The organism is Nesterenkonia xinjiangensis, from assembly GCF_013410745.1.
Lineage (GTDB): Bacteria > Actinomycetota > Actinomycetes > Actinomycetales > Micrococcaceae > Nesterenkonia > Nesterenkonia xinjiangensis.
Genome location: NZ_JACCFY010000001.1, coordinates 2,220,959 through 2,237,970, shown reverse-complemented (window position 1 = coordinate 2,237,970; position 17,012 = coordinate 2,220,959). Strand labels below are relative to the sequence as shown.

General features: G+C 70.6%; 14 protein-coding genes. 6 read left to right on the top strand and 8 right to left on the bottom strand.

Annotation, left to right across the window (positions count from 1 at the left end):
• The first annotated feature begins 34 nt into the window (after positions 1-34).
• Positions 35-1,021, top strand: a complete 987-nt coding sequence (locus tag HNR09_RS10125; RefSeq protein ID WP_179541924.1) for a DMT family transporter — start codon at positions 35-37, stop codon at positions 1,019-1,021.
• A 13-nt stretch (positions 1,022-1,034) separates the two neighbouring features.
• On the opposite strand, the gene HNR09_RS10120 is transcribed toward HNR09_RS10125, so the two are convergent.
• From HNR09_RS10120 to HNR09_RS10100, 5 genes are all read right to left on the bottom strand, one after another.
• Positions 1,035-3,500: an AAA family ATPase gene (locus HNR09_RS10120; protein WP_179541923.1), complete on the bottom strand. Its 2,466-nt coding sequence runs from the start codon at positions 3,498-3,500 to the stop codon at positions 1,035-1,037.
• A 90-nt stretch (positions 3,501-3,590) separates the two neighbouring features.
• Positions 3,591-6,626, bottom strand: a complete 3,036-nt coding sequence (locus HNR09_RS10115; protein ID WP_343047513.1) for an FAD-binding and (Fe-S)-binding domain-containing protein — start codon at positions 6,624-6,626, stop codon at positions 3,591-3,593.
• 103 nt (positions 6,627-6,729) lie between these two features.
• Entirely contained in the window at positions 6,730-7,236 is a 507-nt protein-coding gene (locus tag HNR09_RS10110) for a DUF3830 family protein (protein WP_179541922.1), read from the bottom strand.
• Positions 7,237-7,275: 39 nt separating this feature from the next.
• Positions 7,276-8,712 carry an amidase gene (locus tag HNR09_RS10105; RefSeq protein ID WP_179541921.1) on the bottom strand — a complete coding sequence of 479 codons (1,437 nt, stop codon included), beginning with the start codon at positions 8,710-8,712 and terminating at the stop codon, positions 7,276-7,278.
• A 114-nt stretch (positions 8,713-8,826) separates the two neighbouring features.
• Positions 8,827-9,819 carry a D-2-hydroxyacid dehydrogenase gene (locus HNR09_RS10100; protein ID WP_179541920.1) on the bottom strand — a complete coding sequence of 331 codons (993 nt, stop codon included), beginning with the start codon at positions 9,817-9,819 and terminating at the stop codon, positions 8,827-8,829.
• Between the two features lie 218 nt (positions 9,820-10,037).
• Between HNR09_RS10100 and HNR09_RS10095 the strand changes: the two genes are divergently transcribed.
• Both HNR09_RS10095 and HNR09_RS10090 read left to right on the top strand, forming a co-directional pair.
• Positions 10,038-10,808 (top strand): maleate cis-trans isomerase family protein, encoded by a 771-nt coding sequence (locus tag HNR09_RS10095; RefSeq protein ID WP_218881918.1) that lies wholly within the window; start codon positions 10,038-10,040, stop codon positions 10,806-10,808.
• Positions 10,809-10,882: 74 nt separating this feature from the next.
• Positions 10,883-11,635 (top strand): maleate cis-trans isomerase family protein, encoded by a 753-nt coding sequence (locus HNR09_RS10090; protein WP_179541919.1) that lies wholly within the window; start codon positions 10,883-10,885, stop codon positions 11,633-11,635.
• Between the two features lie 36 nt (positions 11,636-11,671).
• Here HNR09_RS10090 and HNR09_RS10085 read toward each other — a convergent pair whose 3' ends face one another.
• Positions 11,672-12,121, bottom strand: a complete 450-nt coding sequence (locus tag HNR09_RS10085; protein ID WP_179541918.1) for a hypothetical protein — start codon at positions 12,119-12,121, stop codon at positions 11,672-11,674.
• Between the two features lie 132 nt (positions 12,122-12,253).
• On the opposite strand from HNR09_RS10085, the gene HNR09_RS10080 reads away from it, so the two are divergent.
• The 3 genes from HNR09_RS10080 (at position 12,254) to HNR09_RS10070 (ending at position 14,989) form a co-directional block, all read left to right on the top strand.
• A complete protein-coding gene (locus HNR09_RS10080; protein WP_179541917.1) occupies positions 12,254-13,480 on the top strand; it encodes a sensor histidine kinase in 1,227 nt (408 codons plus the stop codon).
• Positions 13,477-14,139, top strand: coding sequence for a response regulator transcription factor (locus tag HNR09_RS10075; RefSeq protein WP_179541916.1), 663 nt, complete (start codon positions 13,477-13,479; stop codon positions 14,137-14,139). Before HNR09_RS10080 ends, HNR09_RS10075 begins: the two co-directional genes overlap by 4 nt.
• A gap of 154 nt (positions 14,140-14,293) precedes the next feature.
• A complete protein-coding gene (locus HNR09_RS10070) occupies positions 14,294-14,989 on the top strand; it encodes a GntR family transcriptional regulator (RefSeq protein ID WP_179541915.1) in 696 nt (231 codons plus the stop codon).
• A gap of 56 nt (positions 14,990-15,045) precedes the next feature.
• On the opposite strand, the gene HNR09_RS10065 is transcribed toward HNR09_RS10070, so the two are convergent.
• Positions 15,046-15,942 (bottom strand): ABC transporter permease, encoded by an 897-nt coding sequence (locus HNR09_RS10065; RefSeq protein ID WP_179541914.1) that lies wholly within the window; start codon positions 15,940-15,942, stop codon positions 15,046-15,048.
• A complete protein-coding gene (locus tag HNR09_RS10060) occupies positions 15,939-16,907 on the bottom strand; it encodes an ATP-binding cassette domain-containing protein (RefSeq protein ID WP_179541913.1) in 969 nt (322 codons plus the stop codon). The genes HNR09_RS10065 and HNR09_RS10060 overlap by 4 nt, the downstream gene beginning before the upstream one ends.
• Positions 16,908-17,012 lie beyond the last annotated feature (105 nt).

The window sequence follows — 17,012 nt, the reverse complement described above, 5'->3', positions numbered from 1 at the left end:
GTGCTGTTGAGTTTCAGGCGGGAGGATCATCATTATGACCCGCCTCCTCGCCGCTGATGCCCTTGCTCATCCGGCCGCTGCTCCCCCTGCCGGCCCGGGCCCCGAGGGCATCCGCCCGGGTGCCGCCAGCGGCACCACCGCCCCCGGCCGCTGGTCGCGGCTGGCCGCACCCGCCGCCGTCGCCGTCACGGTGACGCTGTGGGCCTCCTCCTTCGTGATCATCCGCTGGGCGGCCCCGGTGTTCTCCCCGGGTCCGCTGGCGCTGATCAGGCTGGTGGCCGGTGTGGCGATGCTGACTCTGATGGTGCTCGTGCTGCGCCGTCGCATGCCGCGGCTCCCCCGGCTGCGCGTGCTGGCGATGATCGTGGTCTACGGGGCGCTGTGGTTCGCCGCCTACACGGTGATCCTCAACCATGCCGGGCATCATCTCGACGCCGGCACCACGGCCATGGTCGTCAACGTCTCCCCGATCCTGGTCGCGGTCTCGGCCGGACTGCTGTTCCGTGAGGGCTGGCCGCGCTCGCTCTTCGCCGGGATGGCGGTGGCCCTGGCCGGCATCGCGCTGATCACCCTGGCCGCCGGCGACGGACAGATCTCTCTGGTGGGCGTGGTGCTGGCGCTCGTCGCCGCCGTCACCTACTCGATCGCGATGCTGCTGCAGCGGGCGGTGCTGCCCGGGATGGACCCGCTGACCGTGGTGTGGCTGGGCTGTGCGGCCGGCACGCTGGCGGTGCTCCCCTGGGCCGGGCAGGCCTGGACCGAGCTGCAGGCCGCCCCGGCGGCAGCCATCTGGGGTGCGGTGTCCATGGGTGTGGGCGCCACGGCCCTGGGCTTCTCACTCTGGGCCTTCGCGCAGACCCGGATGCCCACCGGACGTCTGGCGGCGTGTTCGCTGGCCGTACCGGCGGTGGCGGTCGCGATGTCCGCGCTCACCCTCGGCGAGGTGCCCACGCCGCTGGCCATCGTCGGGGGCGCGCTGTGCCTCGTCGGCGTCGGGGTCGCCCAGCTCGGCCGTCGCTGAGGCGGTGCCGGCCTCAGCCCACCCCGGCCCAGCTGAAGAACTGCTCGGCGGCCAGCACGGGCTTGCCGTACTCCTGGGCCTTGCGGGCTTTGCCCGACTGGGTGCCGACCTCGGCGACCACCAGCAGGTCACAGCGCGTCTTGGTGACCGTATTGACCGGGGTCAGCCCCAGAGAGGCGGCCAGCGTCGTCATCTGCTCCCGCCCCCAGGTCCGCCCGTCGGCGGAGACCGCCTCACCGGTGAAGCAGACCCGGGCTCCCGGGACCAGGATCTGCTCCACGTCCTCACCAGTGCCGGACATCAGCTGCTCCTCGGTGACGACCTCACGTCCGAGCAGATCACCGACGGCGACCAGCCGATCCCGCAGCTGCGGGGTCAGCGTCACCCGGGCCGTGGCACGGGAGATCTGCTCCGCCACCGCCTGCCGGGCACCGGCGTGCCAGGAGTCAGGCTGCCGCTCCTCCCCCTGACCGGGCCCGGATCCGCACCTGTACCCGACGGCGGCGTCCCCGGCACCCAGCAGGAGCGCCCCGACCTGACGGCTGACATCCAGCAGCGCCCCCAGACCCGGCATCTCCTCGAGGGAGGGTGAGGCCGTCTCCGGGTCCCGGGTGAGCAGGTGCCCGGTGCCCTGCACCGAATCCTCGGAGGGTTCGAAGCCGGTGGCGGAGCGGTCCACAACCTCGGGGCTCTCCGCCTCGGCGAGGAGCAGGGCGTCCATGACCTGACGGGCCGCGTCCAGGGCACGCGCGGGGGCCGCGCCGCGTGCCGGCGCCGGGCTGCCGGCCCGCGGGACGCGCGTCGTGACCGTCCGCGGGGCCTCGGCCCCGAAGGGCATCAGCTCCACCTGTCCGAGCCGCTTGAGCTCGAAGTCGATGAGCCCGAGGGTGCGGTCGATCTGCTCCCCCACCGGGACGTGTCCGGCGATCACCGGGGAGAGCACCGCCCAGGCCTCGGCCAGCGTGGGGGCCACCAGGATGTCCTCGGTGCTGATTCCGCACGTGGTCCGGGCGTCCGCCAGATCCCGCTGCGGGTTCACCAGCGTGCTCAGCCCGGTGCCGTCCTCGAAGGCCACCGCGATCTCCACCGGCCGAGGTCGGGACATCCGCCCCTCGTCCCCCACGGTGAGCACGGCGAGCGCACAGCGCCGCCGAGCGGATCCGCTCCCGGAGCTGCCGCGCAGGAAGCGCAGAATCCGCCGGTCGGTCTTCATATCCTTCGGGAACACCGGGCGGGTGAGCACCAGCCCGGCCAACGAGGTCACCCGGCTCAGCGCCACATAGAGCTGCCCGAAGGAGAAGGTCCCACCGGAGAGGTCCACGATCAGGCGGTCTGCGGTCTGTCCCTGGCTCTTGTGCACGGTGATCGCCCAGGCGAGCTTGAACGGCAGCTGCCGGTAGGTGCCCACCACCAGATGCGTCAACGTCCCGCCATGGACCTCGGGGCGGGTGATGTCCCAGGTGTGCGGCCCGACGTCGACCACCGCGCCGTCGCGCAGCGCCACCTGGACGAGCGGCTCGCCGTCGTCGTCCACCTCGACACCGACCACATGCCCCAGGGTGCCGTTGACCCAACGGCCCAGCGGGTCGTTGGTGAGGAACATGATCTGCGCCCCGACTTTGAAGACCAGCCGTTCCTCCACCGGGCGGTCGAATCCGTCCTGCTCCCCGCGGGTGATTGCGCGGCAGACGTGCTCGTCCCCGGGGAGCCGTTCCAGGCGGCGGCGGTTGCGGGCGGAGGCGATGCGGTTGGTGGTGGCCAGGGTCAGCCAGAACTCGCCGTCGGGCGGTTCGAAGGCCGGGTCGACGTGCTGGTTGAGGTCCTCACGGGCGGAGCCGAGCAGCACCCCCTCCCGGATGGAGTTCAGCACCGCGGTGAGCTGGTCGTCACCGAGCTGCCGGAACACGGTGGTCAGCGAGACGGTCGGGAAGTCCTCCTCCCGGTAGCTGTCCGCGGAGAAGAAGTAGGGGGTCGGGTAGCGGGTCTCGAAGTGCCGCCACTCGGACTCGGTGACCACCGGGGGGAGCTGCAGCAGGTCTCCCACCAGCACCAGCTGCACCCCGCCGAGGCGCTGCCCCGGCCGAGGGCCGAACCGCTCCAACGCGGCGACGAGCTGGTCGAGGAGGTCGGCCCGGACCATCGAGGCCTCGTCGATGATCAGCGTGTCCAGGGCCTTCAGCGTCCCGGCGAACCGCGCCGGGTAGTAGCGGCCGTGGCGGATCTCCTCCAGGGTGATCTGCGGGTGGAAGCCGAAGAGCCGATGGATCGTGTAGCCGTCCACGTTCAGCGCGGCGATGCCGGTGGGCGCGGCGACGACGACGTGGCGGTCTGCGGCGCTGTCCTCGCTGCGGCGCAGGAACTCACGGATCAGCGTGGACTTGCCCGTGCCCGCCTTGCCGGTGAGGAAGACCGACTCTCCGGCCTCCAGGCGGGCCAGAGCTTCATGGAACTCCTCGGTGAGGATGATCTCAGCGGCCATGGGTCCCTTCCCCGCGGGAGCCGGGCTGTCAGACGTGCCCGGCGAACTCCGGGAGAGTGTACCCGCCTCCCCGGCGGGTCAGGGGCTCGATCAGCTGCGCTCGGCCAGCAGCTCCGCCAGGTGGATGGCCTCGACGTCGGCGAGATCGTCGAGCTGGATGCGACAGGACATCCCGTCGGCCAGCACCACGGTCTCCCCCGTCGCCTCGGGCGGGTCCTGCTCCTCGGCGGCTCTGCGCACCGCCGGCAGCAGGTTGGTCTCCGCCACGGCGACGCTGACCTCGTAGTGGCCGGCCTCGACCCCGAAGTTGCCGGCCAGCCCGCAGCAGCCCGGCACTGCGGTGACCTCTGCACCGGCCAGCTCCAGCAGCGCCTGATCGGCCTGCCAGCCGATCACCGCACGCTGGTGGCAGTGCGGCTGGGCGACCACCCGCACTCCGCTCAGATCAGGCAGCCGCACCTTCCCCTCGTCCACCAGCCGGTGGGTCAGCTCCGCGAAGGTCAGCACCCCGTCGGCGACGGTCTGAGCCTCGGGGCGGTCCGAGAGCTGCACCAGATCACTGCGCAGCGTCGCGGTGCAGGAGGGCTCCAGTCCGATCACCGGCACCCCGGACTCCACCGGCTCCAGCAGCGCGTCCACCGCGCCGTCGAGCAGCCTGCGGGCCTGATCCAGCTGACCAGTGGTGATCCAGGGCAGCGCGCAGCAGGCCCGTCGCTGCAGCAGCCGCACGTCCAGCCCCTGGCCACGCAGGAACTCCAGCGCGGCCAGCCCGGACTGCGGGAAGAAATGGTCGGTGAAGGAGTCCGCCCAGACCCAGACGTCAGGCTGGGGACGGGCCCCGGCGGACTGACCGGCAGACGCCCCGAGCTCGACCCGGCTGCCATTTGGGTCCGATTCCCCGGGCACGGCGCTCCCAGCACGGTCCTGTCGTGCCGCGGTCCGCCGCAGCGTCCTCCGGGCGAAGGCCGGCACCGAGCGCCGCGGATCGATCCCAGCGGTCCATTTCGCCGCCGCGGCCAGCGGAGGCACCTTCATCATCGTGTTGACCAGCGGGGCCACCGGGGCGGCCAGCCGCGCCCAGAACGGCATTCGACCCAGCAGGTAGTGGGATCGCGGACGCAGCCGACGACGACGTCGACCGCGCTCCCCGGCCCCCTCGCTCCCGCCGACGTCGTAGGTCTGGTAGAGCGCCTCAGACTTGTACGCGGCCATGTCCACCCCGGCGGGGCAGTCCGAGGCGCAGCCCTTGCAGGAGAGGCACAGATCAAGGGCCTCGTGGACCGCCGGGTCGCTCAGACCCTTCACCAGGGTCCCGTCCATGGCCTCCTGCAGGATCCGTCCGCGCCCCCGTGTGGAGTCCTTCTCCTCCTTCGTGGCCAGGTAGGAGGGGCACATCACCCCCGAGGTGGAGGGCGCGACGCACTTCCCCACCCCGGAGCAGCGGTGCACCGCAGCCCCGAAGTCGCCGTCGTCGTGGGTGTGCCGAAGCCCCGGCCAGGGCAGCCCCCGGGTGGCCTGGGTGGGCCGCAGGTCAGCGGTGTGCGGGGCAGGATCGGTGATGATCCCCGGGTTGAGCAGATTCTGCGGGTCGCAGATGCGCTTAGCCCGGGCGAAGAGGTCCATCGAGGTCTCGTCATACATGTACGGCAGCAGCTCGGAACGGACGCGGCCGTCCCCGTGCTCGCCGGAGAGCGACCCTCCGTAGACGGCCAGCCGCTCCGCGCAGGTGCGCAGGAACTCGGCGAAGACCCCGGTGCTTCCGGGGTCGCCGTGGGCGAAGGGGAAATCGATGCGGCAGTGGATGCAGCCATCTCCGAAATGCCCGTACGGGTAGCCCTGCAGCCCGAAGTCGACCAGCAGCTCCTCGAACTCGCGCATCCACGCGCCCAGGTGCTCCGGCGGGACGGCGGCGTCCTCCCACCCGGAATGGGCCGGGGTGGCCAGACTGACGCCGGCCAGCCCGGCGCCGTCCTCACGGATCCGCCACAGCGCGGCCGCCTGGGCGGCGTCGTCCACCAGGCCGGAGTCCACGCAGCCGGAGGCGGCCCGCACCGTGGCGATGACGTCATCGGCGTCGTCCCCGGCGGCCTCCACGAACAGCCAGCTCTCCCCGTCCGGCAGCGGCGGCACCTGCTTGCCCGCCCCTCGGACCAGCGCCACCAGCCGAGAGTCCATGCCCTCGCAGGCGATGAGCCGGCCCGGGGCCGCGGCGAGCAGCTGCGGCACGGCGTCGGCGGCCTCGGCCACCGAGTGGTAGCCCAGCACCATCAGCAGTCGGCGCGGATGATCGGCCACCAGATTGACGGTGGCCTCCAGCACCGTGCCCAAGGTTCCCTCGGTGCCCACCAGGAAGCGATCGACCCGCCCCTGGTTCTCAGGCAGCAGGTGCTCCAGGGAATAGCCGCTCACCTGCCGGTCGAAACGGCCGAAATGGGTCCGCACATGGCCCAGGTTCGTCTCCGCCAGGCGGAGCAGCTGTTCGGCGGTGGAGCCTGTGGAGGCGACGGCGGCTCGTCCTGCTCCGCGGCCCGCCGTCGTCGTGCTGCCGCCGGCGTGGAAAGAACCGACCTCACCGTTGCCGAACAGCACCGTGGCGGCCTCGACGTTGTCAGCGGTGCGTCCGTAGCCCAGAGCGCGGGATCCGCAGGCGTTGTTGCCCATCATCCCGCCGATCGTGCAGCGGGTGTGGGTGGAGGGGTCCGGGCCGAAGCGCAGCCCGTGCGGCGAGACGGCGCGCTGCAGCACCGCGTGGATGACACCGGGCTCGACCCGGGCGGTACGAGCCTCCGGGTCGATCTCCAGGATGCGGTCGAGGTCACGGGTGTCGACGACGATCCCGGCACCCACGGCGTTGCCCGCGATGGAGGTACCGGCCCCACGCAGGGTGACCGGCACCCCGGTGGAGCGGGAGACCTCATGGACGGCGTGCAGCTCGTCGACGTGCTGCGGCCGGGTCACGACCTGTGGGACCACCCGGTAGAGGCTGGCGTCAGAGGAGTACATGCCACGGGCCAGGGCGGAGTCGTCGACGCGGGAGACACCCGCACCGCGCAGCTGCTGGGCGATCTCACGGCCCGCGTCCTGGGCGGGACGCTCACCGATGGCGGGTGGAACGGTCGAGGTCACGTCGTCGTCTCCTTTCGCCGAGTGGGTCCGAACTTACCGGAACTCGACTCGATCGAGTCGAGTATGCGGAACTGCGGACCAACTCGCGGGGTCGGTGGCGCGGTCAGTCCTCTCCAGCACGGGCGAAGGCCAGCGTCTCCCCGCGGGCCCCGTCCATCCAGATCGACTGGCAGGCCTCGGCCATGGTCTCCAGCCCGTCCACCACAGTGGCGAAGACGTTGCCGGGCACCCACCCCTGATCCCCGTTGATCAACAGGTTGTTCCGGCCGTAGAAGAGCGCCAGATCGATGATCTCGCGCCGTTCCCGCACCCCTGCGGCTTCCTCGTAGCCGTAGCCTGGATTGCCGAGGTCGTCCGAGTCGAACCGGAACCAGCACACGTCCCCCGGGATCGGGGTGACCGTGGTGTTCTCCTTGCCGGGATCATGTTCGGCGAAGCCCGGCAGCAGGTTGTAGATCTCGTTGCGCGCGTACTTGCCGTGGTAGACCTGCCCCGCCTGTGGGAGCGCGTCCCACACGGCCGCACAGGTCCGCGGCGCGACGTCGTCGAGCAGCCGCGCGGTGCAGCTGACTCCGCGTGCGGTCAAGGTGATGCTGATGTAGCGGGCCATGGTCCTCCTCGAGCAGTCCGGACGTCCGTTCGCGCGGCCTCAGACGGCCGAGGTGCGCGCCATGGGCTCCACCGGGCGGATGAACTGCTCCCCGGAGGCCTTCTCGAAAGCCCGAGCGGCCCGCAGCACCAGACGGTCCTGGGTGCGTGCCCCGACGATCTGCAGCCCCACCGGCAGCCCGTCCGAGGCGACGCCGCAGGGCACCGATGCCGCCGGCTGCTGGGTCATGTTGAACGGGTAGGTGTAGGGCGTCCAGGACGTCCACAGGTCCGAGGGCCAGCCCTCGGGGGCCTGCCTGCTGTGGTCGAAGGCGGTGATCGGCATGGTCGGGGTGACCAGCAGGTCGTAGTTCTCATGGAAAGCCCCCATGCGCACACCCAGGTCCATGCGGACGGCGGTGGCGCCCAGATAGTCCAGGGCAGAGGCCTCGGCGTAGCGCCGGATGCCCGCCCGCAGTCCGGGGTCCACCTGGTCCACGGCGTCCGGCCCGAAGGCTTCGAGCACCTTTGCCGCACCGCTGAACCAGAGGACGTGGAAAGCCTCCACCGGGTCCTCGAAGCCGGGGTCGATCTCCTCCACCACGGCACCCGCCCGCTCCAGCAGCGAGACCGCGTCGGTGACGAGGCGCTCCACCTCGGGGTCGTTCTCCACGAAGCCCAGGTTTCGTGAGTAGGCGATGCGCAGACCTGCGACACCGTCCTCGAGGCCCTCCAGGTAGGACGAGGTCGGCGTGGGGAGCGCGGCCCAGTCCCGGGAGTCGAAGCCGGTGATGACGTCCATCAGCATCGCGGCGTCGGTGACGCTGCGCGTCATCGGCCCGGCGTGGGCGAGAGTCCCGAAGGGCGAGGCGGGGAACATGGGCACCTGGCCGTACGTGGCCTTGAGCGCGACCGTCCCGGTGAAGGAGGCGGGGATCCTCACCGACCCGCCGGCGTCGGTGCCTACGGCCCAGGGGGCCATTCCGGCGCCGACGGCGGCCGAAGCGCCTCCCGAGGAGCCGCCTGCGGTGGTGCTCGGGTCCCACGGGTTGCCGGTCGCGCCGCAGCGGATGCTGTCTGTGGTGCCCTTCCAGGCGAACTCCGGGGTGGTGGTCTTCCCGACCAGCACCGCACCGGTCTCCTTCAGCCGTGCCACGCAGGGAGCGTCCACGTCCCAGGGGCCGTCCTCACCGATGAGCGTCGACCCCTTGTAGGTAGGCCAACCCTTGGTGAGGAACATGTCCTTGATGGAGGTGGGCAGGCCGTCACCGGGGCCCAGGGTCTCTCCGGCCTGCCAGCGGCGGGCAGAGGCCTCCGCGGAGGTGCGAGCGGACTCAGGGTCCACGAGCACGAAGGCGTTCAGGACGTCATCGTGCCGAGCGATCTGCTCCAGCACGGCCTCTGTCGCGTCGACCGGGCTGAAATCTCCAGCGCGGTAGCCGGCGAGGAGCTCGGTCGCAGTCATCTCCGCGAGGCTGCTCGGGGTTCGACGGTCCATGGTTGACCTCCTGTGTGCCGGGTATGTGCCGGGTGTGGGCCTGATGTGATGTGCCAGGGGTGCGGCGCCGCCGTCCGCGCCGCCCTCTGGGGCGTGCCCGGTGTCGGGGCGACGTCAGGGCTGCGGGCGGGGCACGTAGCCCTTCTGCTTGTCGACGATGTTGTGCAGGGTCTCTCCGGCGAGCCAGCGCCGGGCGTTGTCGAGGAACTGCTCGGCGAGCGCGTCGCGCCAGCCGATGACGTCCCCGGACATGTGGGCGGTGATCAGCACATCCTCGCGCTCCCACAGCGGAGAGCCCTGCGGGAGCGGCTCCTGCTCGAAGACATCCAGGGTGGCGAATCCGAGAGGCCCGTGATCCAGGGCCTCGACGAGGGCGACCTCGTCGACGGTCTCCCCCCGGCCGATGTTGATCAGGTGGGCGCCGTCCTTCACGGCAGCGAGCGCCTGGGCGTCGAGGAGCCCGGTGGTCTGCGGAGTCAGCGGTGCCGCGTTGACGACGACGTCGGCGGCACCGATATGGGCCGGGAGGTGGTCGCTGGCGATCACCGTGCCGAAGTCGGGATCCTGGTCTCGGGCGGTACGTCCTGCGGCGAAGACCTCGACGTCGACCGCCCGCAGGAGCGTGGCGATCTCCCGGCCGATCGCGCCGGTGCCGATGACCAGGGCGGTGAGGCCCTGCACGCGCTGGGTCTCGCGGTGCTCCCAGGTGCGGGTCTGCTGGCGCCGGAGGCTGCCGGGCATGTCCTTGGCACGGGCGAGCACAGCGCCGAGCACGTACTCGGCGATGGGTCGGTCGAAGGTGCCCTGGGCGTTGGTGACGGTGACCTCGGACTCGGCCAGCTCGTCGAAGAGCAGCTTGTCCACTCCGGCGGCGGCCACGTGGATCCAGTCCAGGGCGTCGGCGGCGTGCCAGGCGTCAGAGACTGCGCGGGAGAAGAAGTCCCACAGGAAGAGGACGTCGGCGCCGGAGAGCGCCTCGCTCAGCTCCGCGGCGGTGGTCCGGCGGATCTCGGCCCGGTCCTCAAGCTCATCCAGGCCGGGCGGCACGGCGTAGGGGCCGTCGTCGTCGGGACATAGGACCGTGATGACCGGCAGGGAGTCCGCCATCCGTCACCTCGCTTCCGGAAGGGGTGGGCTGAGCGCGGTGCGGGGACCTCGTGGCCGGCCGGGAGCACCTGTGAGGAACATCTCCCGGAGACCGCGACATCCCCTCCCCGGAAGGGCTTTCCGAGGCAGGGACCGTGCCGCTATGCTATGAAGACCTCACGAAGATTGTCAACAATCTTGCAGGAGATGATTGCACCGCCTCTGGATTGGAGCGGCCCATGGCCCTCACCCCCTTTCCCGGATCCGACCGCATGGCACCCGCCATCGGTGTCGTGGTCCCCTATGACATGGCTCTGGACCGAGAGCTGCGCACTTTCACCCAGGACGCAGACGGCGTCGAGCAGCTGGATCTGCTGTTCACCCGCACCCGGCACGAGCCCCTGGCGGTGACGGTCAAGCAGGCTCGGGCGATCTCCCGCCCGAAGGCGATCGCGGACTGCGTCCGCGCCGTCTCTGCGGTGACCCCCTCCGCCTACCTCTACGCCTGCACCTCGGGCAGCTTCGTCCGCGGGATCTCCGGCGAGCGCGACCTGGTGCAGGCCATGACGGACGCCGGCGGGGCGCCCTGCTTCACCACCTCCGGCGCCCTGCTCGCCGCGGTCCAGGCGCTGGGCGTGCGGACCCTTGCGACGGCGACCCCCTACGACGACGCCATCACCGCCCAGTTCGCCGCCTTCTTCGCCGAGTCCGGGATCCACCTGATGAGCAACTCGAACCTCGGACTCTCGGGCCGCATCTGGGAGGTCCCCTCCCAGCGCACCTACGACCTGGTCCGGGAGGCAGACTCCGACCAGGCCGAGGCAGTGGTGGTCTCCTGCACGAACCTGCCGACCTACGACGTGCTCGCCCAGCTGGAGCAGGACCTCGGCAAACCGGTCATCTCCGCCAACCAGGCGACGGTGTGGGCGGTGCTGCAGCACTTCGGGCTCCCCTACTACGGGCCCGGCCGGGCACTGGCCCGACAGGAGCCCTCGGCGGCGGTGGTCTGACCCGGGTGCGCCCCTTCAGCCCCGGCCGCCATCTGCCACCCACCAGTCCGACGCGCCCTCTCGAAGGAGGACCCTTGACCGACTCTCAGCACGCCCCCACCATCGGCATCCTCTACCCCGGCCATGCCGCGGAGGACGACTACCCCGCCTTCGAGGAGGCCGCCGGGGGCGCCGTTCGGCTTCCCCTGGTGCACACCACCATCGGAGTGGACGAACACACCCCGGAGGCCCTGCTGGAGACCGGCTCCGCCGCACGCCTGGCCGAGGGCACGGCGCGCCTGCTCGCCGATCACACGGTGGACGCGGTGATGTGGGCCTGCACATCGGGCAGCTTCGTCTACGGCCATGACGGTGCCGCCGAGCAGGCCCGGGCCGTTCAGGAGGTCGCCGGCGTTCCGGCATCCTCGACGTCACTGGCGTATCTGCACGCGCTGGAGGCCCTCGACGTGCGGCACGTCGCGGTGACGGCCTCCTACCCGGCGGACCTGGCCGAGCACTTCCGCGCACTGCTGGGGCGAGCCGGGGTCGACGTCGTGACCTTCGCCGCGCACGGGATCTTCACGGCCGCGGAGGTCGGCCTGATGGGACGCGATGACGTCATCGCGATGATCCGCGCCGTGGATGTGCCCCAGGCGGAGGCCATGCTCGTCCCGGACACGGCGATGCACTCACTCGGCTGGATCCCAGAGCTGGAGGAGGCGCTGGGCAAACCGGTGCTCACCGCGAACCAGGTGACCATCTGGGAGGGCCTGCGGCTGACCGGCCGGCCGGCGCCCGCCCTGCCGATGCTGGGACGCCTGGACTCTGTTCCGGGCCGGCCGGCGTGACCCGCCCCTGAGCGAGCAGCTGCGGAGATCGGCGGGTCAACGATGCCGGGCGACCAGCGCCGCCCGGAGGCCCGCGGCGATGCCGCCGACGACGGCACCCCAGATCGCATTGACGATCAGGACCATGGGGATCGCGATCGGCTGTGCGAAGGGGCCCTGCAGCTCGCCGCCGAGCACCGGAGAGAGGACCGCCGAGAGCACCATGCTCAGTACGGCATAGGCGAGCCCGGCGAGCACCAGCGTGAGGAAGGGCCTGGAGACCCGAGCCAGCAGGACGACGCCGATCCAGACGGCCGAGATCACCACGGTGGCGCCCACCGCAAAGAGGCCCTTGGGCAGGCCGTCGCCGCCGGAGACACCGGTGATGTGCATCAGCGGCCGGAGCAGCGCGACAGCACCGAGTAGGAGGATGAGCCGCCAAGGAAGCCTCCCTCGCGGGGCCTCGTCGAAGGAGGGGCGGAAGTGCGATCCAGCAGCTGGGTTCATGACCTCGACGCTACGGAGCCGACGATGCGCGCCACATCCGCGCGGCGTCCTGCTCAGGTGTCGTCGCGCGGCGTCTCCCTCAGTCGCCTGCAGGCGACTGCCGGAGGCCCAGGACACTCCTAGACTGGTGTCATGCCTGCCCCTGTCGGCGCTGAGCCGGATCCGTCTGCCCGCGTCCAGCGGTGGCTCGTGGACGCCGTGCTCGGAGTGGCCGTCTTCGGCGCGGTGGCCGGGACGATCTCCGCCGACGTCGCCGGCGACCGCGACGCTGAGCCGCTGGCCTATCTGTGGGCGTTCGGGCTGGGAGCGCTCATGCTGGTCCGCCGACGCTTCCCCCTGGGTGTCCTGGGGCTGACGTTCGTGGCGTTCTGGGCCTACTACATGGTCGGCTACCCGACGATCGGGCTGAGTGTGCCGACCGCCGCCGCGCTCTACTCCGCCGCTGAGTTCCGCCGCGCGGTCTGGGCCGTCTCGGCCGCGGTGCTGCTGCTGGGCGGCAGCTACTTCTACCGCCTGGTGATCGCCGGGCAGGACCCCACCCGTGTAGTCGGCTATGAGCTCTCCGGGCACGTGGCACTGATGACCGCGGCGATAGCCCTGGGAGTGAGCATGCGTCTGCGCCGGGAGCTCAGGGAGAACACCCAGAGACTGCTGGAGGCGGCCGAGGCCCATGAACGCAGCCAGGCCGCCGCGGCGATCGCCACCGAACGGGCAGACATCGCACGGGAGCTGCACGACTCCCTGGGGCATCGGACCACGGTCATCTCGCTGCACGCCGACGTCGCCCGCGAGGCCCTCGACCGCGACCGCCGTGCGGCGGAGGACGCCCTCGACGTGGTCAAGAGCACCAGCGGCGAGATGATGGACGAGATGCGCCGGACCGTACAGATGCTGCGACGCCAGAAGGACCCCCGGAGCCCGCTCTCCCTCGACGCCCTGGAGGGCCAAGTCTTCGACCTCCTGCCGCTAGAGGTCCACGCGCGGATCCAGACCCATGACGACGAGCGCCTCGCTCCCGACCATGTGCAAGCCGCCGCGTACCGGATCGTCCAGGAGGCGCTGACCAATGTGGTCCGGCACTCCGCGGCCGACTCCGCTGAGGTGGCCGTGACGCTCACCGACGGTCGGCTGCAGGTGACGGTCCGGGATCCCGGGCCGGCGAGACCGCCCCGCGAGCGCTCCGCGCAGCAGGCGGCGGGCCTGGGGCTCCACGGGATGCGCGAACGGGCCGAGGCACTGGGCGGCAGTCTGGCCGCCGGGCCCGAGGGGGACGGTTTCGCGGTCCATGCGACGCTGCCCGCCGTCATCTCCCTCAGCCAGACCCCGGCCACCCGGCCTGCCGCTGAGGAGGGCCGATGATCAGCGTGCTGATCGCCGACGACCAGGTCCTGGTGCGCACTGGTCTGCGCGCGCTGCTCACCCACGATCCGGAGATCACGGTCGTCGCAGAGTCTCGGACCGGCCAGGACGCGGTCCGGGCCGTGCAGGCCCACCGTCCCGACGTCGTGCTCATGGACATCCGCATGCCCGTCATGGACGGCATCGAGGCCACTCGGAGGATCTGCGCGGACCCCGAGCTCGATGGCAGCCGCATTCTGATCCTGACCACCTTCGACGAGGATCAGGACATCATCGATGCCGTCCGTGCCGGCGCCGCCGGGTACCTGCTCAAGGACATCGCCTCCGAGGAGCTCCGGACGGCGGTCCGCACGGCCGCCGCCGGCGGGAACCTCCTCTCCCCCACGATCGCGCGCAAGGTCATGGAACATATGGCCTCCGCGCCGTCACCGCAGGACGAGACCTCGGTGGACCTCTCCGAGCTCACCGACCGGGAGATCGAGGTCCTCACCCGGGTGGGCCATGGAGACACGAACGCGGAGATCGGAGCCGCTCTGTTCCTCAGCCCCGCCACGGCACGGACGTATGTGAGCCGCATCCTCGCCAAGCTGCAGGCTCGAGACCGGACGGAGCTGGCGATCATCGCCCACCGTGCTGGACTCCCCCGCACGAACCGGTGAACAGGCACCGGTGAACACGGGCGCCCCAGCCGTTGTATGATTATTGTCAACAATCCACGGATCACGTGATATCGGTCTCCCCTCCGTCCGTGTCCACCGCACCACCGCCCCCTTGCCCGGCCGCCAGATCCCACCTCGACCCGCTGGAGCCCCGATGCCGACGACCGCCGCCCACTCCCCCCGCAGCTTCACCCGGGTGAACCGCGAGTCGACGGCGTCCCTGATCACCCGGCAGCTGCGCGACGGGATCATGTACGGCAGCCTGCCAGCGGGCACCCAACTCTCCGAAGCCAGATTGTCCGCCGAGTTCGGCGTCAGCCGAGGACCGCTTCGTGAGGCCATGCAGCGCTTGGTGCAGGAGGGGCTGGTGCGCAGCGAGCCGAACCGCGGACTCTTCGTCAAGGAGCTCGACGCCGAGGAGATCCGGGACCTCTACGTGGCACGCAGCGCCGTGGAGTCGGCGGCGGCACTGATGATCATCCGAGAACGGATCCCCGGGGCGGTGCAGCAGCTGCGCAGCGCCTGCGAGGCGATGCGGCGCGCGGTCGCCGCCGACGATCTCTCTGCGCTCTCGGACGCGGACTTCGACTTCCACGAGGCGCTGGTCACGGCCTCCGGCAGCCCCCGGCTTCGACGCATGCACGAGACTCTCATGGTGGAGACCCGGATGTGCCTGACGGCCCTGCAGGGGACCTACCTCGATCCTGACGATCAGGCGGAGGAGCACCGACGGATCGCCGACGCCGTGTCCGCCGGCGATGAGGCCACCGTGCTCAGCGAGATCGACGACCATATGCACCAGGCCCTGGAGCGGCTCATCCGCCACGGTCAGCACGTGACGGAGGAATGAGGGGGGCACCGCCCACCTCGCTCCTCCGTCACATGCCCGTCCACGCGGTGCCGTGCTCAGCGACTCAGGTTCTTGAACTGACGCACGGCCAGCGGCAGGAAGATCAGCATGATCACTGCCGGCCAGATCAGCGCGCCGGCCAGCGCATGGCCGTCGATCCAGAAGGCGGGCTCCAGATTCCCCATACCCGGAGTCTCGAAGAGCTCACGGATCGCCGCCGCCGTCGAGGACACGGGATTCCACGCGGCTATCGCACCGAGCCAGCCGGGCATCATCTCCGGCGGGGCGAACACCGAGGAGATGAACCCCAACGGGAACGCGACGGCGAACAGCATCCCCGCCGTCTCGGTGTTCTTGATGCACAGCCCCAGAAAGATGCCCACGAAGATCAGTGCCAGCCGCAGCCAGAGCAGCAGCGCGAACGCCGCAAGGGTGGCGCCCAGGCTACCGCCCGAACGCCAACCGATCAGCAGGGCGACACCGGCGATGACGGCCAGGTCCACGGCCGCACGGATCACATCGGAGACCGCCCGTCCGGTGACCGGGGCGGAGGAGGACATCGGCATGGACCGGAAACGGTCCATGAATCCCTTCTCCTTGTTGTGGGTCACCGCATAGGCGGTGTCCATGAACCCGAAGGCCATGGTCATGGCGAACATCCCCGGCATGGCGAAGTCCACATAGCCCTCCCCCGCGCCCTGACCGGTCACGTCCATGGCGGAGCCGAAGACGTAGACGAACATCAGCACCATCACCACCGGGAAGCCGATCTGCCAGGCGAAAGTGCTGGGCTGGCGCACCAGGTGGGTGAACTCCTGGAGCACGATCGTCCAGCAGTCGCGGGCCGCCCAGAGCGGCCCCTCAGGGCTGAGGGTCTGCGGCGCGGCAGTCTGTGCCGTGGTGGTGGGTGCGCTGGCTGCCTGTGTGCTCGTGCTCTGTGTCCTGGTGGTCATCGCGCCTCCTGGCGTGTCGGGCCTGCATCGGAGGTCAGGTGCAGGAAGGCTTCGTCGAGGGTCGGACGACGCAGGCCGATGTCGGCGACGTCGATCCCCAGCGTCCTGATCTCCGCGGCCACGGCGGTCAGTGCGGCGACGCCGTCCGGCACGGACACGCTGAGACTGCCTTCGGCCTCGTCAGCAGAAGGCTCGACGTCGACCACACGGGTGATCAGCTCCTGCAGACGGACCAGGTCGCCCGGCTCGGCGGCGACGACCTCCAGCCGCTCGTCGCCGATCCGCCGCTTGAGCCCGGACGGGGTGTCCTCGATGAAGTTCCGCCCCTGATCGATCACGCTGATCCGGTCACAGAGCTTGTCCGCCTCGTCCAGGTAGTGGGTGGTCAGCAACACCGTCGTCCCCTGGATGGTCAGGTTCCGCACGGACTCCCACACCTCCCGACGCCCCGCCGGGTCCAGACCGGTGGTCGGCTCATCCAGGAACATCACCTGCGGAGCCAGGATCATCGACGCGGCAAGGTCCAGTCGACGGCGCATGCCGCCCGAGAACTTCTTCGGGGAGCGATCGGCCGAACCGGTCAGCCCGAAGACCTCCAGGAGCTCGTCGGCACGCCGCTGGGCGTCCGCCTTGCTGAGTCGGAAGAGCCTGCCGAACATCGTCAGGTTCTGCCGCGCGGTCATCAGGTCGTCGACCGCGGTCTGCTGACCCGTCAGTCCGATGCTGCGACGCACCTCGCGCGGCTGGGCGGCGACGTCGTAGCCGGCCACACGGGCCTGGCCGGCATCAGGGTCCGTCAGCGTGGCGAGGATGCGGACCGCCGTCGTCTTGCCCGCCCCGTTGGGTCCGAGCAGTCCGTGCACCGTGCCTCGCGGCACGGCCAGGTCGACACCCTCGAGCGCCGCCTTCCCCTTGTATCTCTTGGTGAGGCCGAGGGCCTCCACCGCGAGGTCTGGTGGAACCATGGAACACCACCTCCTTCTTCCATGCGATGATCTGCGTACAGTGTTCTGAGTACTTCGAACGCAGCTAAGGTAGCGTACAGTGAACGCAATAAGCAAGCATGGCGT